14 protein-coding genes are annotated in these 15,209 nt (G+C 71.6%); 2 read left to right on the top strand and 12 right to left on the bottom strand.

Annotation, left to right across the window (positions count from 1 at the left end):
* The first annotated feature begins 44 nt into the window (after positions 1-44).
* Positions 45-503 (top strand): MarR family transcriptional regulator, encoded by a 459-nt coding sequence (locus AB0O21_RS18820; RefSeq protein WP_365172259.1) that lies wholly within the window; start codon positions 45-47, stop codon positions 501-503.
* A 40-nt stretch (positions 504-543) separates the two neighbouring features.
* On the opposite strand, the gene AB0O21_RS18815 is transcribed toward AB0O21_RS18820, so the two are convergent.
* From AB0O21_RS18815 to AB0O21_RS18785, 7 genes are all read right to left on the bottom strand, one after another.
* Entirely contained in the window at positions 544-1,422 is an 879-nt protein-coding gene (locus tag AB0O21_RS18815; protein WP_365172258.1) for a 3-hydroxybutyryl-CoA dehydrogenase, read from the bottom strand.
* Entirely contained in the window at positions 1,419-2,792 is a 1,374-nt protein-coding gene (gene ccrA / locus AB0O21_RS18810) for a crotonyl-CoA carboxylase/reductase (RefSeq protein WP_365172257.1), read from the bottom strand. The genes AB0O21_RS18815 and ccrA overlap by 4 nt, the downstream gene beginning before the upstream one ends.
* 101 nt (positions 2,793-2,893) lie before the next feature.
* Positions 2,894-3,643: an SDR family oxidoreductase gene (locus AB0O21_RS18805; protein ID WP_365172256.1), complete on the bottom strand. Its 750-nt coding sequence runs from the start codon at positions 3,641-3,643 to the stop codon at positions 2,894-2,896.
* A 118-nt stretch (positions 3,644-3,761) separates the two neighbouring features.
* Positions 3,762-5,399 (bottom strand): FAD-binding protein, encoded by a 1,638-nt coding sequence (locus tag AB0O21_RS18800; RefSeq protein ID WP_365172255.1) that lies wholly within the window; start codon positions 5,397-5,399, stop codon positions 3,762-3,764.
* A gap of 9 nt (positions 5,400-5,408) precedes the next feature.
* The gene (locus tag AB0O21_RS18795; protein WP_365172254.1) at positions 5,409-6,713 is read right to left on the bottom strand and encodes an MFS transporter; all 1,305 of its coding nucleotides are present in this window, start codon (positions 6,711-6,713) and stop codon (positions 5,409-5,411) included.
* A 6-nt stretch (positions 6,714-6,719) separates the two neighbouring features.
* The gene (locus AB0O21_RS18790; RefSeq protein WP_365172253.1) at positions 6,720-7,946 is read right to left on the bottom strand and encodes a cytochrome P450; all 1,227 of its coding nucleotides are present in this window, start codon (positions 7,944-7,946) and stop codon (positions 6,720-6,722) included.
* 62 nt (positions 7,947-8,008) lie between these two features.
* The gene (locus AB0O21_RS18785) at positions 8,009-9,202 is read right to left on the bottom strand and encodes an acyltransferase (protein WP_365172252.1); all 1,194 of its coding nucleotides are present in this window, start codon (positions 9,200-9,202) and stop codon (positions 8,009-8,011) included.
* Positions 9,203-9,325: 123 nt separating this feature from the next.
* Here AB0O21_RS18785 and AB0O21_RS18780 point away from each other — a divergent pair, with 123 nt between their 5' ends.
* Entirely contained in the window at positions 9,326-10,234 is a 909-nt protein-coding gene (locus tag AB0O21_RS18780; RefSeq protein ID WP_365172251.1) for an NADP-dependent oxidoreductase, read from the top strand.
* 103 nt (positions 10,235-10,337) lie between these two features.
* On the opposite strand, the gene AB0O21_RS18775 is transcribed toward AB0O21_RS18780, so the two are convergent.
* From AB0O21_RS18775 to AB0O21_RS18755, 5 genes are all read right to left on the bottom strand, one after another.
* Positions 10,338-11,126, bottom strand: a complete 789-nt coding sequence (locus AB0O21_RS18775) for an enoyl-CoA hydratase/isomerase family protein (RefSeq protein WP_365172250.1) — start codon at positions 11,124-11,126, stop codon at positions 10,338-10,340.
* The gene (locus tag AB0O21_RS18770) at positions 11,123-11,866 is read right to left on the bottom strand and encodes an SDR family NAD(P)-dependent oxidoreductase (protein WP_365172249.1); all 744 of its coding nucleotides are present in this window, start codon (positions 11,864-11,866) and stop codon (positions 11,123-11,125) included. Before AB0O21_RS18770 ends, AB0O21_RS18775 begins: the two co-directional genes overlap by 4 nt.
* Positions 11,867-11,881: 15 nt before the next feature.
* On the bottom strand, positions 11,882-12,865 hold the full coding sequence (locus AB0O21_RS18765; RefSeq protein ID WP_365172248.1) for a ketoacyl-ACP synthase III: 984 nt from the start codon (positions 12,863-12,865) through the stop codon (positions 11,882-11,884).
* A 78-nt stretch (positions 12,866-12,943) separates the two neighbouring features.
* Positions 12,944-13,987 (bottom strand): ketoacyl-ACP synthase III family protein, encoded by a 1,044-nt coding sequence (locus tag AB0O21_RS18760; protein WP_365172247.1) that lies wholly within the window; start codon positions 13,985-13,987, stop codon positions 12,944-12,946.
* Positions 13,988-14,060: 73 nt separating this feature from the next.
* Positions 14,061-15,077, bottom strand: a complete 1,017-nt coding sequence (locus AB0O21_RS18755; RefSeq protein ID WP_365172246.1) for a VOC family protein — start codon at positions 15,075-15,077, stop codon at positions 14,061-14,063.
* Between the last annotated feature and the right edge of the window lie 132 nt (positions 15,078-15,209).

Raw genomic sequence — 15,209 nt, 5'->3', positions numbered from 1 at the left:
ATATTGGGTTAATGATGGCGAGGTGACGGTTCGGGAGAAGAGACATGGCTGCTGCCCAGGGGCGACGTGACGGCGAGGTCGACGTCTGGCGTCAGATGGTCGCGCTCACCAACCGGATCGGCAACACGCTCGACCGGAAGCTCCAGCGCGCCCACGGTCTGAGCGTCGCGGAGTACACCGCGCTGACCGTCCTGTCCGAGCACAAGCGCTCGGGCGGCGTGCGCATGCAGGATCTCGCCGAGGCCGTCGGGCAGAGCCAGTCCACCATGAGCCGTCTGATCGTGCGGCTGGAGAACAGCGACCTGGCCGGCCGGAGCATCAGCGCGGAGGACCGCAGGGTCACCTACGCCCAGATCACCGAGACGGGCGAGCGGGTGGTCGCGGAGGCCGTCGACACCTTCAAGAAGGAGCTCGGCACGGCACTGGACGTGGCCTCCTTCGACGAGCGGACCGCCTCGCTGGTGGCCCGCCTCCGGCACAACCCGGCGGCCCCTGCCGAGTGACCCGGTGGTTCCGGGTCCGGCAGGGGCCGCGGGGGCGGTCTCAGTTGTAGCTGTAGAAGCCGCGGCCCGACTTCTTGCCGAGGATCCCGCATTCGACCATGCGCAGCAGCAGCGGCGGAGGCGCGTAGAGCGGTTCCTTGGTCTCCTCGTACATCGCCTCGGCGATGGAGACGGTGGTGTCCAGGCCGATCAGGTCGGCGAGCTTGAGCGGTCCCATCGGATGTGAACAGCCCAGCTCCATGCCCTGGTCGACGACCTCGGCGGTCGCCAGCCCGCTGTCCACCATCCGGATCGCGGAGAGCAGATAGGGAAAGAGCAGGGCGTTGACCAGGAATCCGGCCCGGTCGGGGGCGCGGATGACGGTCTTGCCCAGTGTCGCGGCCGCGAACTCCTCGGCGCGGGCCGCCGTTTCGGGGCTGGTCAGGACCGACTCGACCAGCTCGACCAGCGGCAGCACCGGCACCGGGTTGAAGAAGTGGATCCCGATGACGTGCTCGGGCCGGCCGGTGGCGCGGGCCAGCCGGGCCACGGACAGCGAGGAGGTGTTCGTGGCGATGATCGCCCTGTCGTCCTCGAGGACCTTGTCCAGGGTCCGGAAGACCTCCAGCTTCGCCGATTCGTCCTCGCGGATCGACTCGATCACCAGCTGGCGGTCGGCCAGCCGGCCGAGGTCCGTGGTGAAGTCGATCCGTGCGAGCACGGACTCCCGGTCCCGCTCGGAGATCCGGCCCTTGGCGATGCCCCGGTCGAGCGAGCGGGTGATGCGCCGCAGTCCCCGGTTGCGGGACTCGTCGGAGCTCACCGCGACGCGCACGTCGAGCCCGGCCTTCGCGCTCAGTTCCGCGAGGCCCGCGCCCATCGTGCCGCAGCCGACTATGCCGACCTTCTCCACCATGCCCGTCGTGCCCTTCTCCTTCATGCCGGCCGCCCGGCGAGTGCGGGGGCGGCGGACGCGTCGCCGTGGGCGCGCAGCGGGCTCAGCCGCGCTTCGCCGATACGGGCCCGCAGGCCCGGGTCCGTGATGCCGAGCCCGGTCCCGGGGGCCAGCGCCAGTACGCCGACCTTTCCGGTGTGCCGGTTCTCCTGGACCCGGCGAGCGGCCTCGGCCGTGTCCTCGAGGGCGTGGACCTCGGAGAGGATGGGCGTGAGCATCCCCAGCCGGAACAGCCGGTTGCACTCCCACTGCTCCTGCAGGTTGGCGGCGTGGCTGCCGATGATGCGCTTGAGGTTCATCCAGAGGTAGCGGTTGTCGAACGTGTGCTGGTAGCCGGTGCTCGATCCGCAGGTGACGACGGCGCCGCCGCGGCGGACGACGAACACGGAGATGCCGAAGGTCGCCTGTCCGATGAAATCGAAGACGACGTGGGGGTCTTCGCCCACGCGTTCGCGAATGGCCCGGCCCAGCCGCTTGCCGAGCTCGATGGTCCGCTCGGGGGTCAGCGCGGCGTCACCGCCGAGACCGATCTCGTTGCGGTTGATGACGACGTCGCAGCCCATCCGGCGCAACAGCTCGGCCTTGGCCTCGGAACCGACCACGCCGACCGGGATGCCGCCGGCGTTCTTGACGAGCTGGACCGCGAAGCCGCCGAGGCCGCCCGTCGCGCCCCAGATGAGGACGATGTCGCCCTGCTTGATGCGGGCGCCGCGCTCGCTGACCAGCATCCGGTACGAGGTGGCGGCCGTGAGCATGTTGCTCGCCGACTCCTCCCAGGTCAGATGGGCCGGCTTGGCGAGCAGCTGGCTGGCGCGCACGACCGTGTAGTGGGCCAGTCCGCCGAAGTTCGTCTCGTACCCCCAGATCCGCTGCTCGCCCGCCATCATGCCGTCGGCGTGCGTGGCGGGTTCCTGGTCGTCGGTCTGGACGCAGCTGACGACCACGTGGTCGCCGGCCCGCCAGCGGCGCACACCCGCACCGACGCGGACGATGACGCCGGAGGCGTCCGAACCGAGCACGTGGTACGGCTGGTCGTGGCGGGCGGCCCATCCGCCCGTCTTCCCCAGCTTGTTCAGGAAGGCGTACGTCGACACCGGTTCGAAGGTCGCGGACCACACCGTGTTGTAGTTGATCGAGCTCGCCATGACGGCGACCAGCACCTCGTCCGGCGCGATCTGCGGCATCGGCACCCTGCCGAGGTGCAGGGACTTGCGCACGTCCTTGTCGGCGACGCCGCGGAACATGTCGACGTCCTCGGCCAGCGTGTGGACGGCGAGGTAGTCGCTCGGCAGCGGAGCCGCCTCCAACTGCTCCGGAGAGGCTCCGCTCAGCACGGCCTCGGCCAGGGAATCCATGTCAGTCCTTCGTCGTCGGCGTGGGCGGCCACGGGCACCGGGTGGAGGGGTGCGCGGGCGGGGTGCGGGGGAGGACCCCGCCCGCGCGGCAGGGAGCGGGATCAGACAAGGCCGCCGGCGGCGGCGATGTACTGGCCCGTGACGTAGCGGGCGTCGTCGCTCGCGAGAAACGCCACGATGTCCGCGACGTCCTCCGGCTGGCCGATGCGGCCGAGCGGCATCATCGAGGCGAAGGCCGGGAACTGGTCCTTGATCGGGGCCGTCTGGTCGGTCTCGATCAGGCCGGGCAGCACGGAGTTGACGGTGATGCCACGCCCGCCGACCTCCTTGGCGAGGGCCAGGCCCAGGGCCTCGACGGCCGCCTTGGTGGCCGCGTAGGCGCCCACGCCCGCGTAGGACGCGTGGGTGTACCCGGTGGAGATGTTGACGATGCGGCCGCCGTCGGCGACCTTGGCGGAGGCCTGGCGCAGCGAGTAGAACGTGCCCTTGAAGTTGACGTCGACGACGCGGTCGAAGGTCTCGTCGTCCAGGTCGGCGATCGGGCCGTTGCCGGCGATGCCGGCGTTGTTCACGACGATGTCGAGCTTGCCGAAGGAGTTGAAGACCTCCTTGTAGAGGTTCTCGATCTCCTCCTTGACGGCGAAGTCGGCCTTGAAGGCGACGGCCTTGCCGCCCGCGGCGACGATCGCGTCGACGACTTCCTGCGCGGCGGCTGCGTTGCTCTGGTAGCTGATGGCCACCTCGGCGCCGTCCGCGGCCAGGCGCAGGGCGATGGCGCGGCCGATGCCGCGGGAGGAAGCGGTGACCAGGGCGGTCTTGCCCTGCAGGCGCTGAGAGGTCTGCGTGCTCATGAGGAGTCACACCTTTCGACTAGTCAATTCCAGGTATGCAGAAAGGTTCCGGAGGCGATCCGCAATCCGGACACGCATGTGAACCTACCTGTAAATACTTTCATGTGCAAGCATGTAATTAGGCGGGAAGCTCGATGGAGAGCTCGTGCCGGAACACGTTGCGCGGGTCCCACTTGGCCTTGACCTGCTGCAACTTCGCGTAGTTGTCCTTGTAGTACAGCCGCTGCCAGGGAGTGCCGGACGGGTTCCAGGCCGGATCCTTGACGTCCACATCCGCATAGTTGATGAACATGCCGTCCGTCACGCCGTTCAGGCCGGGGACGCCGCCGGTCTCGCTGTAGAGGTCGCGGAAGAACTCGCGCAGCCAGGTCAGGTGCTTCTGGTCATCGGCCGGGTTGGTCCACAGCGCCGCGGCCTGCACCTTCAGGATCGAGTCGCGCTGCGCCACGGCGGTCGCGTCCGGGGCGACGGTGTTGACCTTGCCGCCGTAGGCGGAGATCAGCATCAACGCGGCCGGGTAGGCGTAGTCGGTCCGGGTCAGGTGCCGGTACATGGCGCTGACCTGGCTGTCCGTGAAGTTCCTGCGCTGGTAGGCCGGCTTGCCCTTGAAACGGAACAGCGGGTCGGGGCCGGTGAAACCGGACCACTGGGTGGCGTGCAGCCAGGACACCTTGCGGTGCTCGGCGACCTGCGCCGTGACCCCGGTACCGGCGCCGACGTAGTCGATGAAGCCCTGCAGCATCTGCTCGGCGTTCGGTGCCGACGCGTCGACCTGGGTCGTCAGCGACACGGCGCCGCCCGCCTGGTGCGCGGGCTTCAGCTCGCTGAACAGGGACAGCTCGGGGGCGTTCGGACCGCTGAAGCGCTCGTGCCACTCGCCGTAGTTCTTCATCAGCCGGCTGAAACCGTCCCGGGTCAGCCCGGCCCAGGGCCAGTTGACGGTCGAGATCCAGACCTCGGAGGGCGGCTGCGGGAGCAGCTGGGACGGGTTGGAACCGGTGGCGTCGGGCGTGCGCAGCCAGTACTTGGTGACGACCCCGAAGTTGCCGCCGCCACCGCCGGTGTGGGCCCACCACAGATCGCGGTTGGGGTCGGACGCCTCGCGGGTGGCCACGACGGAGCGCGCCGTGCCGCTGCCGTTCACCGTGACGACCTCGACCGCGTACACGTAGTCGCTGATCAGGCCGTGCTTACGGGACAGGGCTCCGTATCCGCCGCCCTGGATGTGGCCGCCGGCCCCGACGGTCGGGCAGGCGCCGCCCGGCACGGTCACGCCCCAGCCCTTGAACAGCCGGTCGTAGACCTGGCCCAGCTTGGCGCCGGCCTCCACCACGAACGCGCGCCGGGAGGAGTCGTACGACACGCTGTTCATCACGGACATGTCGATGACGACCTTGACCGCGGGATTGGCGACGAAGTCCTCGTAGCAGTGGCCGCCGCTGCGGACGGCGATCCGCTTGCCGGCGGTCACCGCCTCCTGCACCGCGGTGACCACCTGCGCGGTCGTCCCGACGACCCGGATCGACTCCGGGTTGCCGACGAAGCGCTGGTTCGTGCCGCGTATGAGGTCGGGATAGCGGACGTCGGACGGGCCGACCGTCACGGGCCCGAATACGGCGTCGGCGGCCTCGGCGCCCTCGGCGGCCGAGGCGGGCCGGGCGGAGAGGAGGCCCGCGGCGCCGGTGCCGAGCGCGGCGGCTCCGGCCCCGACGGCAGTTCCCGCAACGAACCGTCTGCGTGTCACGGTACTGGTCACTTCTGCTCCTTAGGAGTCGGTCGAGAGAGCGGCGGTGCGCCCGCTGCTCGCAGCGGGAACGTCATGGGGGCCGGAGCCGGAGCCGGAGCCGGAGCGGACCGGGGGCCGTTGTCCGGCCCGCCACTCGAACCAGGCGATGACGCCCGCGACGAAGGTGAGGACCGCTCCGGCGATGAACACGGCCGTCAGGCCGAACCCGGCGTCGAGCACCCGCCCGCCGAGCCAGGCGCCGAGGGCGATGGCCGTCTGGACGGCCGCGATGCTCACCGACACCGCGAGTGTGGGAGCCCGGCCGCCGGCCGAGTTGAGGATGCGCGCGCCCAGGCCGGGGTTGAGCGCGAAGAACAGCACGCTGAAGGCGACCAGGGCCGCCACGGCCGCGACGGGTACGGCGGCGACGGCGGCGAAGGCCGGGAGCACCAGCGTGAGCAGGCCGAGGAAGGCGGTGAGGGAGCCCATCAGCGCGCGGTCCGCCAGCCTGCCGCCCAGGATGCCGCCGGCCAGCGAGCCGAGGCCGAAGAGGAACAGCAGCGCGGTGACGGCCTGCGGACCGAATCCGCTGACCTGCCCCAGCACCGGGGTCAGGTAGGTGAAGGCCGCGAACCCACCGGTCATGGCGACCACGGTCAGCAGCAGTGCCACCTGCACCCGGCGGTCGCGCAGCACCCGCAGCTCCGCGCCGACGCTGTTGGTGGCTTGCGTGCGCGACCGGGGGACCAGCACCGCCACCGCCACGAGTGCGGCCAGGCTGAGCAGGGCCACCCCCCAGAACGCCGCCCGCCAGCCCCACCGCTGCGCCAGCAGCAGGCCCAGCGGCACCCCGACGATCGTCGAGAGGTTGACGCCGATGATGATCCGCGCCACGGCGGCCCCCGACTTCTCGGGGCCCGCGATCTCCGCGGCGGTGACCAGGGAGATCGCGAACAGCGTGCAGTGGCTCAGCGCCGAGGCCACCCGCGCCGCCATCAGGGCTTCGTAACCGGGAGCCAGGGCGGCGGCCAGATTGCCCACGGTGAACAGGGCGAGCAGACCGATGAGCAGCGGACGGCGGGCGAGCCTGCTGGTCGCGAGGGTGACCAGGGGACCGCCGACCACGACGGTCAGGGCATAGCCCGAGACCAGCAGCCCGGCGTCGGACAGGGACACCCGCAGATCGCCGGCGAGCTGCGGCAGCAGACCCGCGATGACGGATTCGGCGGTCCCGAGCCCGAACACGCCGAGCACGAGCGCGAACACGGGCGCCGGCATCGTCAGCCGGTCCCGGAGGGAGACGGAGGCCCCGGCGGTGGAGGCCTCCCGCGTGGAGGGCTGCATCACGGATCAGCTCAGGTGTACGGGCAGCTCGAAGAGCCCGCGGATCAGCAGGCCCTGGCGCCACCGCAGGGACTCGGGGGACGTGGCGAGCCGGATGCCCGGGAACCGGCGGACCAGGCTGCCGATGGCGATCTGCCCCTCCATCCGGGCCAGCGGGGCGCCGAGGCAGTAGTGCAGGCCCTGGCCGAACACGAGGTGCGCCGAGTCCCCGCGGGTGATGTCGAAGGTGTCGGGGTCCTTGAAGCGCTCCGGGTCGCGGCTCGACGACGCGAGCGAGATCAGCACGGGCGCGCCCTGGGGGACGACGACGCCTCCGATGTCGATCTGCTCGGCGGCGAACCGCCAGGTGGCGACCTCCACCGAGCCCTCGTACCGGAGCGCCTCCTCGATGGCGCCGGTGATCAGCGACGGGTCGTTCAGCAGCAGGGCCATCTGGTCGGGGTGCCGCATCAGCGCGAGCATCCCGTTGGCGATGAGGTGGACGGTGGTCTCGTGACCGCCGACCAGGATCAGGAAGGCCATGGCGGTGAGTTCGGCGTGCGACAGCCGCTGGTCGTCGTCACGGGCCGCGATCAGGGCACTGATCAGGTCCTCGCCGGGCTCCACCGCCTTGCGCTCGATCAGCTCCGCGAGGTAGCTGCCGAGCTGCAGCGAAGCGTCGGCGACGCGGGCGTGCCCCTCCGCGTCGGCGACCAGGGTGGAGAGCGCCGTCGACCAGTCGTGGATGCGGTCGACGTCGTCGAGGGGGACACCGAGCAGCTCGCAGATCACGGTGACCGGGAGGCGGAAGGCGAACTGCTCCAGCAGGTCCACCGGCCCTTCCTGGCGGGCCATGCCGTCCAGGAGGCCGTCGGTGATCTCCTGGATCCGGGTGCGCAGGGACTCGATCCGGCGCGGGGTGAAGCCCTTGTGGACCAGCCGGCGCAGCCGGGTGTGGTCCGGCGGGTCGACATTGAGCAAGTGCCGTACCAGCGAGGCGTCCTCGCCGTCCGTCGGCTGGGCGACCGTGGCCCGCCACTGCGGCCCGACCTTGTTCGGGTCCTTGCTCAGGCGGGGGTCGGTCAGCGCGTCCTTGGCGTCGGCGAACCGGGTCACGAGCCAGAACTCGCCGCCGTCCGGCAGGGACATGTGACTGACCGGGGCCTGGGCCCTCAGCCGGGCGTACAGGGCATAGGGGTTGGCCTCGCCCCCGAAGCCGATCGATTCCGGACGGACGGATGTCGTACTGCTCATCGTTGCACTTCCATGGGGTGGGGGCTCCGCGACTGGGAACCGTCGGGGCGGTCGGTCGGGTGTCAGACGGTTCCGGCCGTCGGCACGGGCTCGGGGCGGGCCTCCGGCTCCGGCTTCTGACCCTGGGCCGGTACGCGGGCGACGCGGTCGGCCTTCGGCTTGCTCCAGCGGCGCATCGCCGGCTGCTCCACCCAGGCGTGCAGCGCCCAGGCGGCCAGCAGGCTGAGGGCCAGCCCCGCGAGCAGCAGGCCGAGGCCGGCGGCCGTGCCCCAGCCCTGCGGGTTGCCGAGCTGCCCGCGGGCCCAGATCAGGACGACCACGTGGACCAGGTAGAAGGCGTAGCTGACCTCGCCCAGCCAGCCCGCGACGCGGCCGCGCAGCAGGGTGCGACGGCCCTCCGCGTCGGCGACGGCGACGGCCGGGACCAGCAGGGCGAGCGGGATGATGGTGGCGGCGTTGAGCCCGTAGACGTAGGGCAGTTCGCTCGCCAGGGCGTAGCAGGCGACGAAGAGCAGGACGGCGGGGGCCGGCCCGAGGCGGATCCAGCGGCCGTTCATCACGATCTTCGCCATCAGGATGCCGAGCAGGAAGTCCAGGGCGCGCACCGGCGGGAAGGCGTAGACGAACCAGAACTGGTAGAGGCCGATCGGCTGGCCGTCGGGCATGGCCGGGTCCGAGGGCAGGACGGACTGCGCCAGCAGGGCCGCACCGAAGACGGCGGCGACGACCCCCGCGGCCCACCACCACAGCCGTGCGGCGGGGATCCGGGAGACCCACTTCAGCAGGAGCGGGAAGGAGAGGTAGAACAGCACCTCGCAGGCCAGCGACCAGCTGGGCGGGTTCACGCTGAACAGCACGTCGTAGGCCGGGAACCAGGACTGGACGAGCAGCAGGTTCGGGACGGCCTGGTACGCCTTGGTCGTGGTGGCCACGAGGAGCAGGGCGGCCACGAAGGTCACGACGTGGTTGGGGTACACCTTCGCCACCCGGCGGCGCAGGTAGCGGCCGAAGGTGTCCTTCTTGCGGGCCGACCAGGTGAGCACGAAGCCGCTGAGGATGAAGAAGAACGAGACGCCGACGTGGCCGGCGTTGATGAACAGCTCCCGGTAGAAGGACACCACGTCCTGGTCCGAGAAGACGTTGACCCAGATGCCGTGGTGCAGGAAGACGAGCACGGCCGCGATGAAGCGCATGCCCGTCAGGGACGGGAGCCGGGAACTGCCGCCCACGGAAGCCGGCGTGGTTGTTCTGGGCATGGCGATGGAACCTCCTGCGAGGGCGGGTGAGTGGCAGTTCCGTCATCCTAGGAAGGTTTAACATGCATCCGCAAGCAATTATATTGACCGTTGTTTGAGTCGATCTCCCGAGAAAGGCACACCATGCGTGCGCTGACCCTGCCCGAGTACGGCGACCCGAGCCGCCTCACGGTCTCCGAACTCCCCGTCCCCGCCCCCCGTCCCGGCCAGATCCTGGTGCGCACCGCGGGGACCGCCGTCAACCCGGTGGACCTGCTGGTCCGTTCCGGCGAGCTGGCCGGGAGCATCGGCCACCCCTTCCCGCTGATCCTCGGCTGGGACCTGTCCGGAACCGTCGAGGAAGTGGGCGAGGGCGTGGACCGGTTCGCCCCCGGCGACCGCATCGTGGCCATGTCCGCCCAGTACGCCACCGGCGTCGGAACCCACGCCGAGTACGTCGCCCTGGACGCCGCCCTCGCGGCGCCCGCCCCGCGCAGTGTCGACCTGGTGCACGCGGCGGCACTGCCGCTGGGCGGCCTCACCGCCTACCAGGCCCTCGAGAAGGCCGCTCCCCGCCCGGGCGAGACGCTGCTGATCACCGGCCCTGTCGGGGCCGTCGGCGGGTTCGCCACCCAGATCGCCGCCGCGCGGGGGGTCCGGGTGATCGCCCTGGCGCGGCCCGAGGACGCCGCGCTCGCCCGTGAACTGGGCGCCGCGGAGGTGTACTCCAGCGAGGAGCCCGTCCCCTCCGGCGTCGCCGACGTCCTGCTGGAGACCGCGGGCATCGCGCCGCGGGTCATCGGCGCGGTACGGGACGGAGGCCGGGCCGTGTCCATCTACGCACCCGAGCCGCCCAAGGCCGAGCGCGGGATCACGGTGCTCCAGACCTTCGTCGAGCAGGACGGCGACCAGCTGGCCGTCCTGTCCGGGCTGGTCGACGAAGGCGTGCTGACCCTGCGCGTGGCCGAGGTCAGCGACCTCGCCGAAGGCCCGGAGGCGCACCGCCGGCTGGCCGCGGGCGGCACGCGCGGAAAGCTGATCCTCACGCCGTGACGCCCGGGGGGCCGGTCTGCCGCGCCGGCCCCGCCCCGCACACGGGTGAAGGGGGTGGCCCCGAGAGAGATCCTCTCGGGGCCACCCCCTGTCACGCGCCCCGTCAGCGGCCGGAGAAGACCGCCTTGCCCGGCCCCTGTTCGACGAAGGTCCGCATGCCCGCCAGCTGGTCCTGCGTGCCGAACAGCCCCTCGAAGAGGGTGCGTTCGATCTCCAGGCCGGACCTGAGATCCGTGCCCGCCCCGAGGTCGACGGCCTGCTTGACCGCGCGCAGCGCGAGAGCGGGACCGCCCACGAACTGGCCGGCCCAGGCCCTGGCCTCGGCGAGCACCTGGTCGCGCGGCACGACCCGGTCGGCCAGCCCGATGGCGAGCGCCTCCTCGGCGGTCAGCGCACGGCCGGTGAGCATGAGCTCCTTGGCCTTGGCGGTACCGACCAGCCGGGACAGCCGCTGGGTGCCGCCGGCGCCCGGGATCACCCCGAGTTTGATCTCCGGGAGCCCGATCCGGACCTCGGGGGCGAGGATGCGGTGGTCCGCCGTGAGCGCCAGCTCACAGCCGCCGCCGAGGGCGAAACCGGTGACGGCCGCCACGACCGGCTTGGGGATGTCGGCCACCGCGGTGAACGCGCCCTGGAGCCTGCCGGCCCACAGGACCATGTCCACCGGCTCCAGCCTCGACATCTCGCGGATGTCGGCCCCGGCCGAGAACCGCTCGGGCCCGCCGTACAGGACCACGGCGGAGACGTCCGTACGGGCGGCCGCCTCCTCGGCCGCCGCGCGCAGTTCGGCCTGGGCCTGGTGGTCGAGCGCGTTGACCGGGGCCCGCGACAGTTCGATCGTCCCGATCCCCTCGGCGACGACGAGCCGGACGCGCGGATCGGACGGGTTCACGCCCACAGCAGACCTCCGTTGACTTCGAGTACGTGGCCGTTGACGTACGTGCTGTCGTCGCAGGCGAGGAACACGGCACCGAGCGCGGCCTCGTCGAGCGTCCCCGCCCGGCCCAGCGAGAAGCGGTGGTGGTACGCCTCCCACACCTTCTGGTTCTGGGAGAGCTCCCGGCCCATCCCGTCCTCCAGGACCCCGGGGGCCAGCGCGTTGACCTGGATGCCCTTGCGGCCCAGCTCGATCGCGGAGACCTTGGTGAGGGTCTCGATGGCCGCCTTCGTCGCGGAGTAGCCCGCCGCGCCGATGGCCACCCGGCTGGCCATGCTGGAGGAGACGGTGATGATCCGGCCGCCGTCGCCCTGCGCGATCATGTGGCGCGCGGCGCTCTGCAGGCAGTGGAACGTGCCGTTGACGTTGGTGTCCATCATGGCCCGCCAGTCCGCCGGGCTGAGGCGCTCCACCTTGCCGTCGCGGTTGACGCCCGCGTTGGCCACGAGCACGTCGATCCGGCCGTAGGCGGCGACCGCGGCGTCCATGAGCGCATCGACGCTCCCGGGGTCGGTCACGTCGGTCTCGTGGTAGAGCACCCGGTCCGGCAGCTGGCGGATCAGGTTGTCGATGTCGTACGGATTCCTGGCCGCGCAGACCACCGTGGCGCCCTCGTCGAGGAAGCGCTCGGCGATCGCCCGTCCGAGTCCGCGGGTGCCGCCCGTGACGACGGCGACCTTGTCCTTCAGACGCATCAGCACAACTCCTCGTCAGTACCAGGTGAGGGCGGCCGCGCCGGCGGTCATGCCGCCGCCGACCGTGGCGAACAGGACCTTGTCGCCCCGGCGCAGCGGCTGCTCCCGCTGGGCGTGGGCGAGGGTGAAGGGGATCGACGCGGCGCCCGTGTTGCCGAAGTCCGGCGCGGTCAGCGGCACCTTGGCCATGTCGACGCCGAGCTCCGCCGCCACAGCCTCGACCAGCCGGGTGTTGCCCTGGTGGATGAAGACCCGGTCGAGGTCGTCGACGGTCCAGCCCGCCGTGCTCAGCGCGTCGTCCACCACCTTGGGGATGATCTGCATGGCGTACTCCTTGACCGACCGCCCCTGCATGCGGAAGTAGTGGCGGCCCGCCCCGCGCGCGGCTTCGTCCGCGGCCTCGCGGGTGCCGCCCGCGGCGACCTCCACGAGGTCCGCGCCGTCGCCCTCCGCGTACAGCCGGGTGGAGTGGATGCCGAACCCCTCGGGCACCTCGCCCAGCAGTACGGCCGCGGCACCGTCGCCGAACAGCGACACGGTGCGCCGGTCGGAGCGGTCCATGATGGTGGAGTACATGTCGGCACCCACGACCAGCGCGGTCCCCGCCGCCGGGTCGGCGCCCAGCATCGAATGGGCCACCGAGAGCCCGTACACGAAGCCGGAGCAGACGGCGTTGACGTCGAACGCCGGGGTGCTGTGCATGCGCAGCAGCCGCTGCATGCGCACGGCGGTGGCGGGCTGCGGCTGGTCCGGGGTGGAGGTCGCCAGGACGGTCAGACCCACCTGCTCACGGTGGTGCGGGGAACCCTCGAAGAGGTCCTCGACGGCCCGGGCGGCGAGCTCCGAAGTCGTGGTGCCGGGCTCCGCGTACCGCCGGGTGAGGACGCCCGTGCGCTCGGCGATCCACTCCTTCGGGATGTCGGCCCACTGGCTGATCCGGTCGTTGTCGATGACACGCGGCGGGGCGTAGGCGCCCACGCCGACGATTCCGACGGGCATGGCTGGATGGCTCCTTGTCTGAGGTGGGGGTGGACGCCCCGGCGCGGCAGGCGCGGGCCCGGGAACGCGGTGCGGGCGTCAGCTCGGGACGCCGCGCCAGGAAGGCTCGGCCACGATGTCCAGGACGGCGCCGGTCCAGCTGAAGCCGCCCCCGACACCGAGGAGCAGCACGCGCCGGCCGGGCGTCAGCGCGCCCGTCTCGGTGAGGTGGTTGAGGCCTGCGAACTGGTCGCCGGGGCCGATGTGGCCGGTGCGCCGGGAGAACTCCCAGGCGGTCCGGCTCAGGTCGTGGACACCGATCGGGGCCAGGCACTGGCGTACGGTCAGGCCGGCGCCGAAGTGCGGGGCCACGATGTGGTCCATGTCGTCGATCGAGCAGCCGGCCTCTTCGAGCGCCTGGTCCACGGCCTTGCGGATACCGCTCTCCACCCGGCGCCACACCTCGTCCTTGTCGAAGGTCTCGAGGAACTGCTGGTGGCGGCGGTTGAGGTCGATGGGGTGCTCGGCGTCGTGCTGGAAGGGCCCGAAGGGCTCGTGGCCGCGGTGCATGGCCTCGAGGTCGGGGTCGGTGTAGGTGGCCATGGAGACCACCCGGGCGAAACCGCCCTCGCGGGAGAGGGCCACCGCCGCGGCGCCGTCGCCGTAGAGGATGCGGTCGGTCCGCCACCGGTCGAAGTACGGGTCCGTCCACAGGTCGCCCGCGGTGGACACGGCGACCTTGGCCTCCGGGTGGGCGTACAGGTAGGCGGCGGCCAGCTCGGCGGCGATCAGGCCGCCGTTGGAGCCGGCGCGCACCTCGGCGGCGAGCGCCCCGGCCCTGGCGATGCCCTTCTGGATGTACGAGCCGGAGTTCCAGATGTCGATGCCGTTGTGGAACACGACGGAGTACGTCACGGCCGCGACGTCCTCGGGGAGGTACCCCGAGCGCGCCAGGGCCTGGCGGCCGGCCCGTACGGCCATCTCGGGGATGCTGTCCTCGGGGGCGGCGACCGTCAGGGCCAGGTGGCCGCTGTGCCCCGCGGACTCCTCGTCGTAGAGTCCCGCGTCGATGGCCTCCTCGACGGTGACCTGCTTGGGCAGGAAGGCACCCGTTCCGGCGATGTAGAGATCGTTCCAGCGCATGGTGGTGGTGGGCTCCTTGAGCGTGGTGGTGGCGAAACTGCCGGCGTACGTGCCGGACGCGTGCCGAGTCGGCTCAGCGCCAGCTGAATCCGTGTGAGGCGGCGCGGCGCGCCGTGGTGTGCCGCTCGTAGGGCAGCCGCCCGTCCGGCATGCACAGGACTTCCATCTGCACGCCGATGGGGGTGGCGAAGTACACCCAGCGGTTGCCCGCGATCGGGCCGTCGGAAATGGTCTCGGGGGTGCCCATGACGCGGACGCCGGGCTGCTCCCCGAGGTAGCGCGCGGCCGCGTCCACGTCGTCGCTGTGGAAGGCGATGTGGTGGCCGCCGATGTCGCTGTTGCGAGGGGGGAGCGGGCCTCCCGGCCCGGCCTGCCGCAGCTCGATCAGGTCGGTGGGGCCCAGGCTCAGGGTGACGTGCCGCCGCGCCCCGGGCGGTGCGGGCCGGCGGGGCGGCAGCGGGTCGGCGCCGATGACCGCGGTGAAGAAGCCGACGGCGGCGTCCAGGTCCGCGACGGTGAGGACCAGCCGTTCGGCCCCGAGCACCGCGATGCGCCCCGGTGCCCCGGCGGATGCGGGGGCGAGCGGGTCGAAGGCGCCGCAGAGCTGGAGTTCCATCCCCCAGGGGGTGGAGAAGCCGACCCGGCGCAGTGAGTGTCCCGGGCGCGCGGTCGGCGCGGTCGTGTCCGCGTGGACGACCACGTCGGAGCGCTCGCGCAGCCGGGCGGCGGCGGTCCCGATGTCCGCGACGCGCAGCGCGAGCCGGTGCCAGCCGCTGTCGCCCTGCCGGGGCGGGCGGGTGCGCTGGTCAGGGGCGGTGTACTGGAAGAGCTCCAGGTTGGTGGAGGGGCCGACGCGCAGCAGGGCGACCCGGGCCGAGGCCCTCGGGTGGACGCCCAGCTTGCGGGTCATCCAGTCGCCCTCGGACGCCTCGACGGGCCCTTCGACGTAGCAGAGTTCACCGCCGAGCAGCTCGGCGAAGAAGGCGATGGCGCCGTTCAGGTCCGGCACCGTGAACGCGAAGTGGTCCACGCGCCGGACGGTCGGTATCCCGGCCGGGCTTGCTCGTTGCGCGAGCGCTGCTGGCTGCATGCCCGACTCCTTTCCGAAGCGTTCGTGATCCGTACGGGGTTGCTCGAACGTAGTAGTACTTGCATCTGAAAGCAAGACTGATTGCCCCTCGCCGGGGGATCCCCCAATAATTTGCTTGCAGATGCATTGACT

It is taken from the genome of Streptomyces sp. NPDC091371 (assembly GCF_040684275.1).
In the GTDB taxonomy this organism is placed as follows: domain Bacteria; phylum Actinomycetota; class Actinomycetes; order Streptomycetales; family Streptomycetaceae; genus Streptomyces.
Note: the sequence above shows the minus strand (reverse complement) of the source record. Positions and strands in the feature narration are given on the sequence as shown.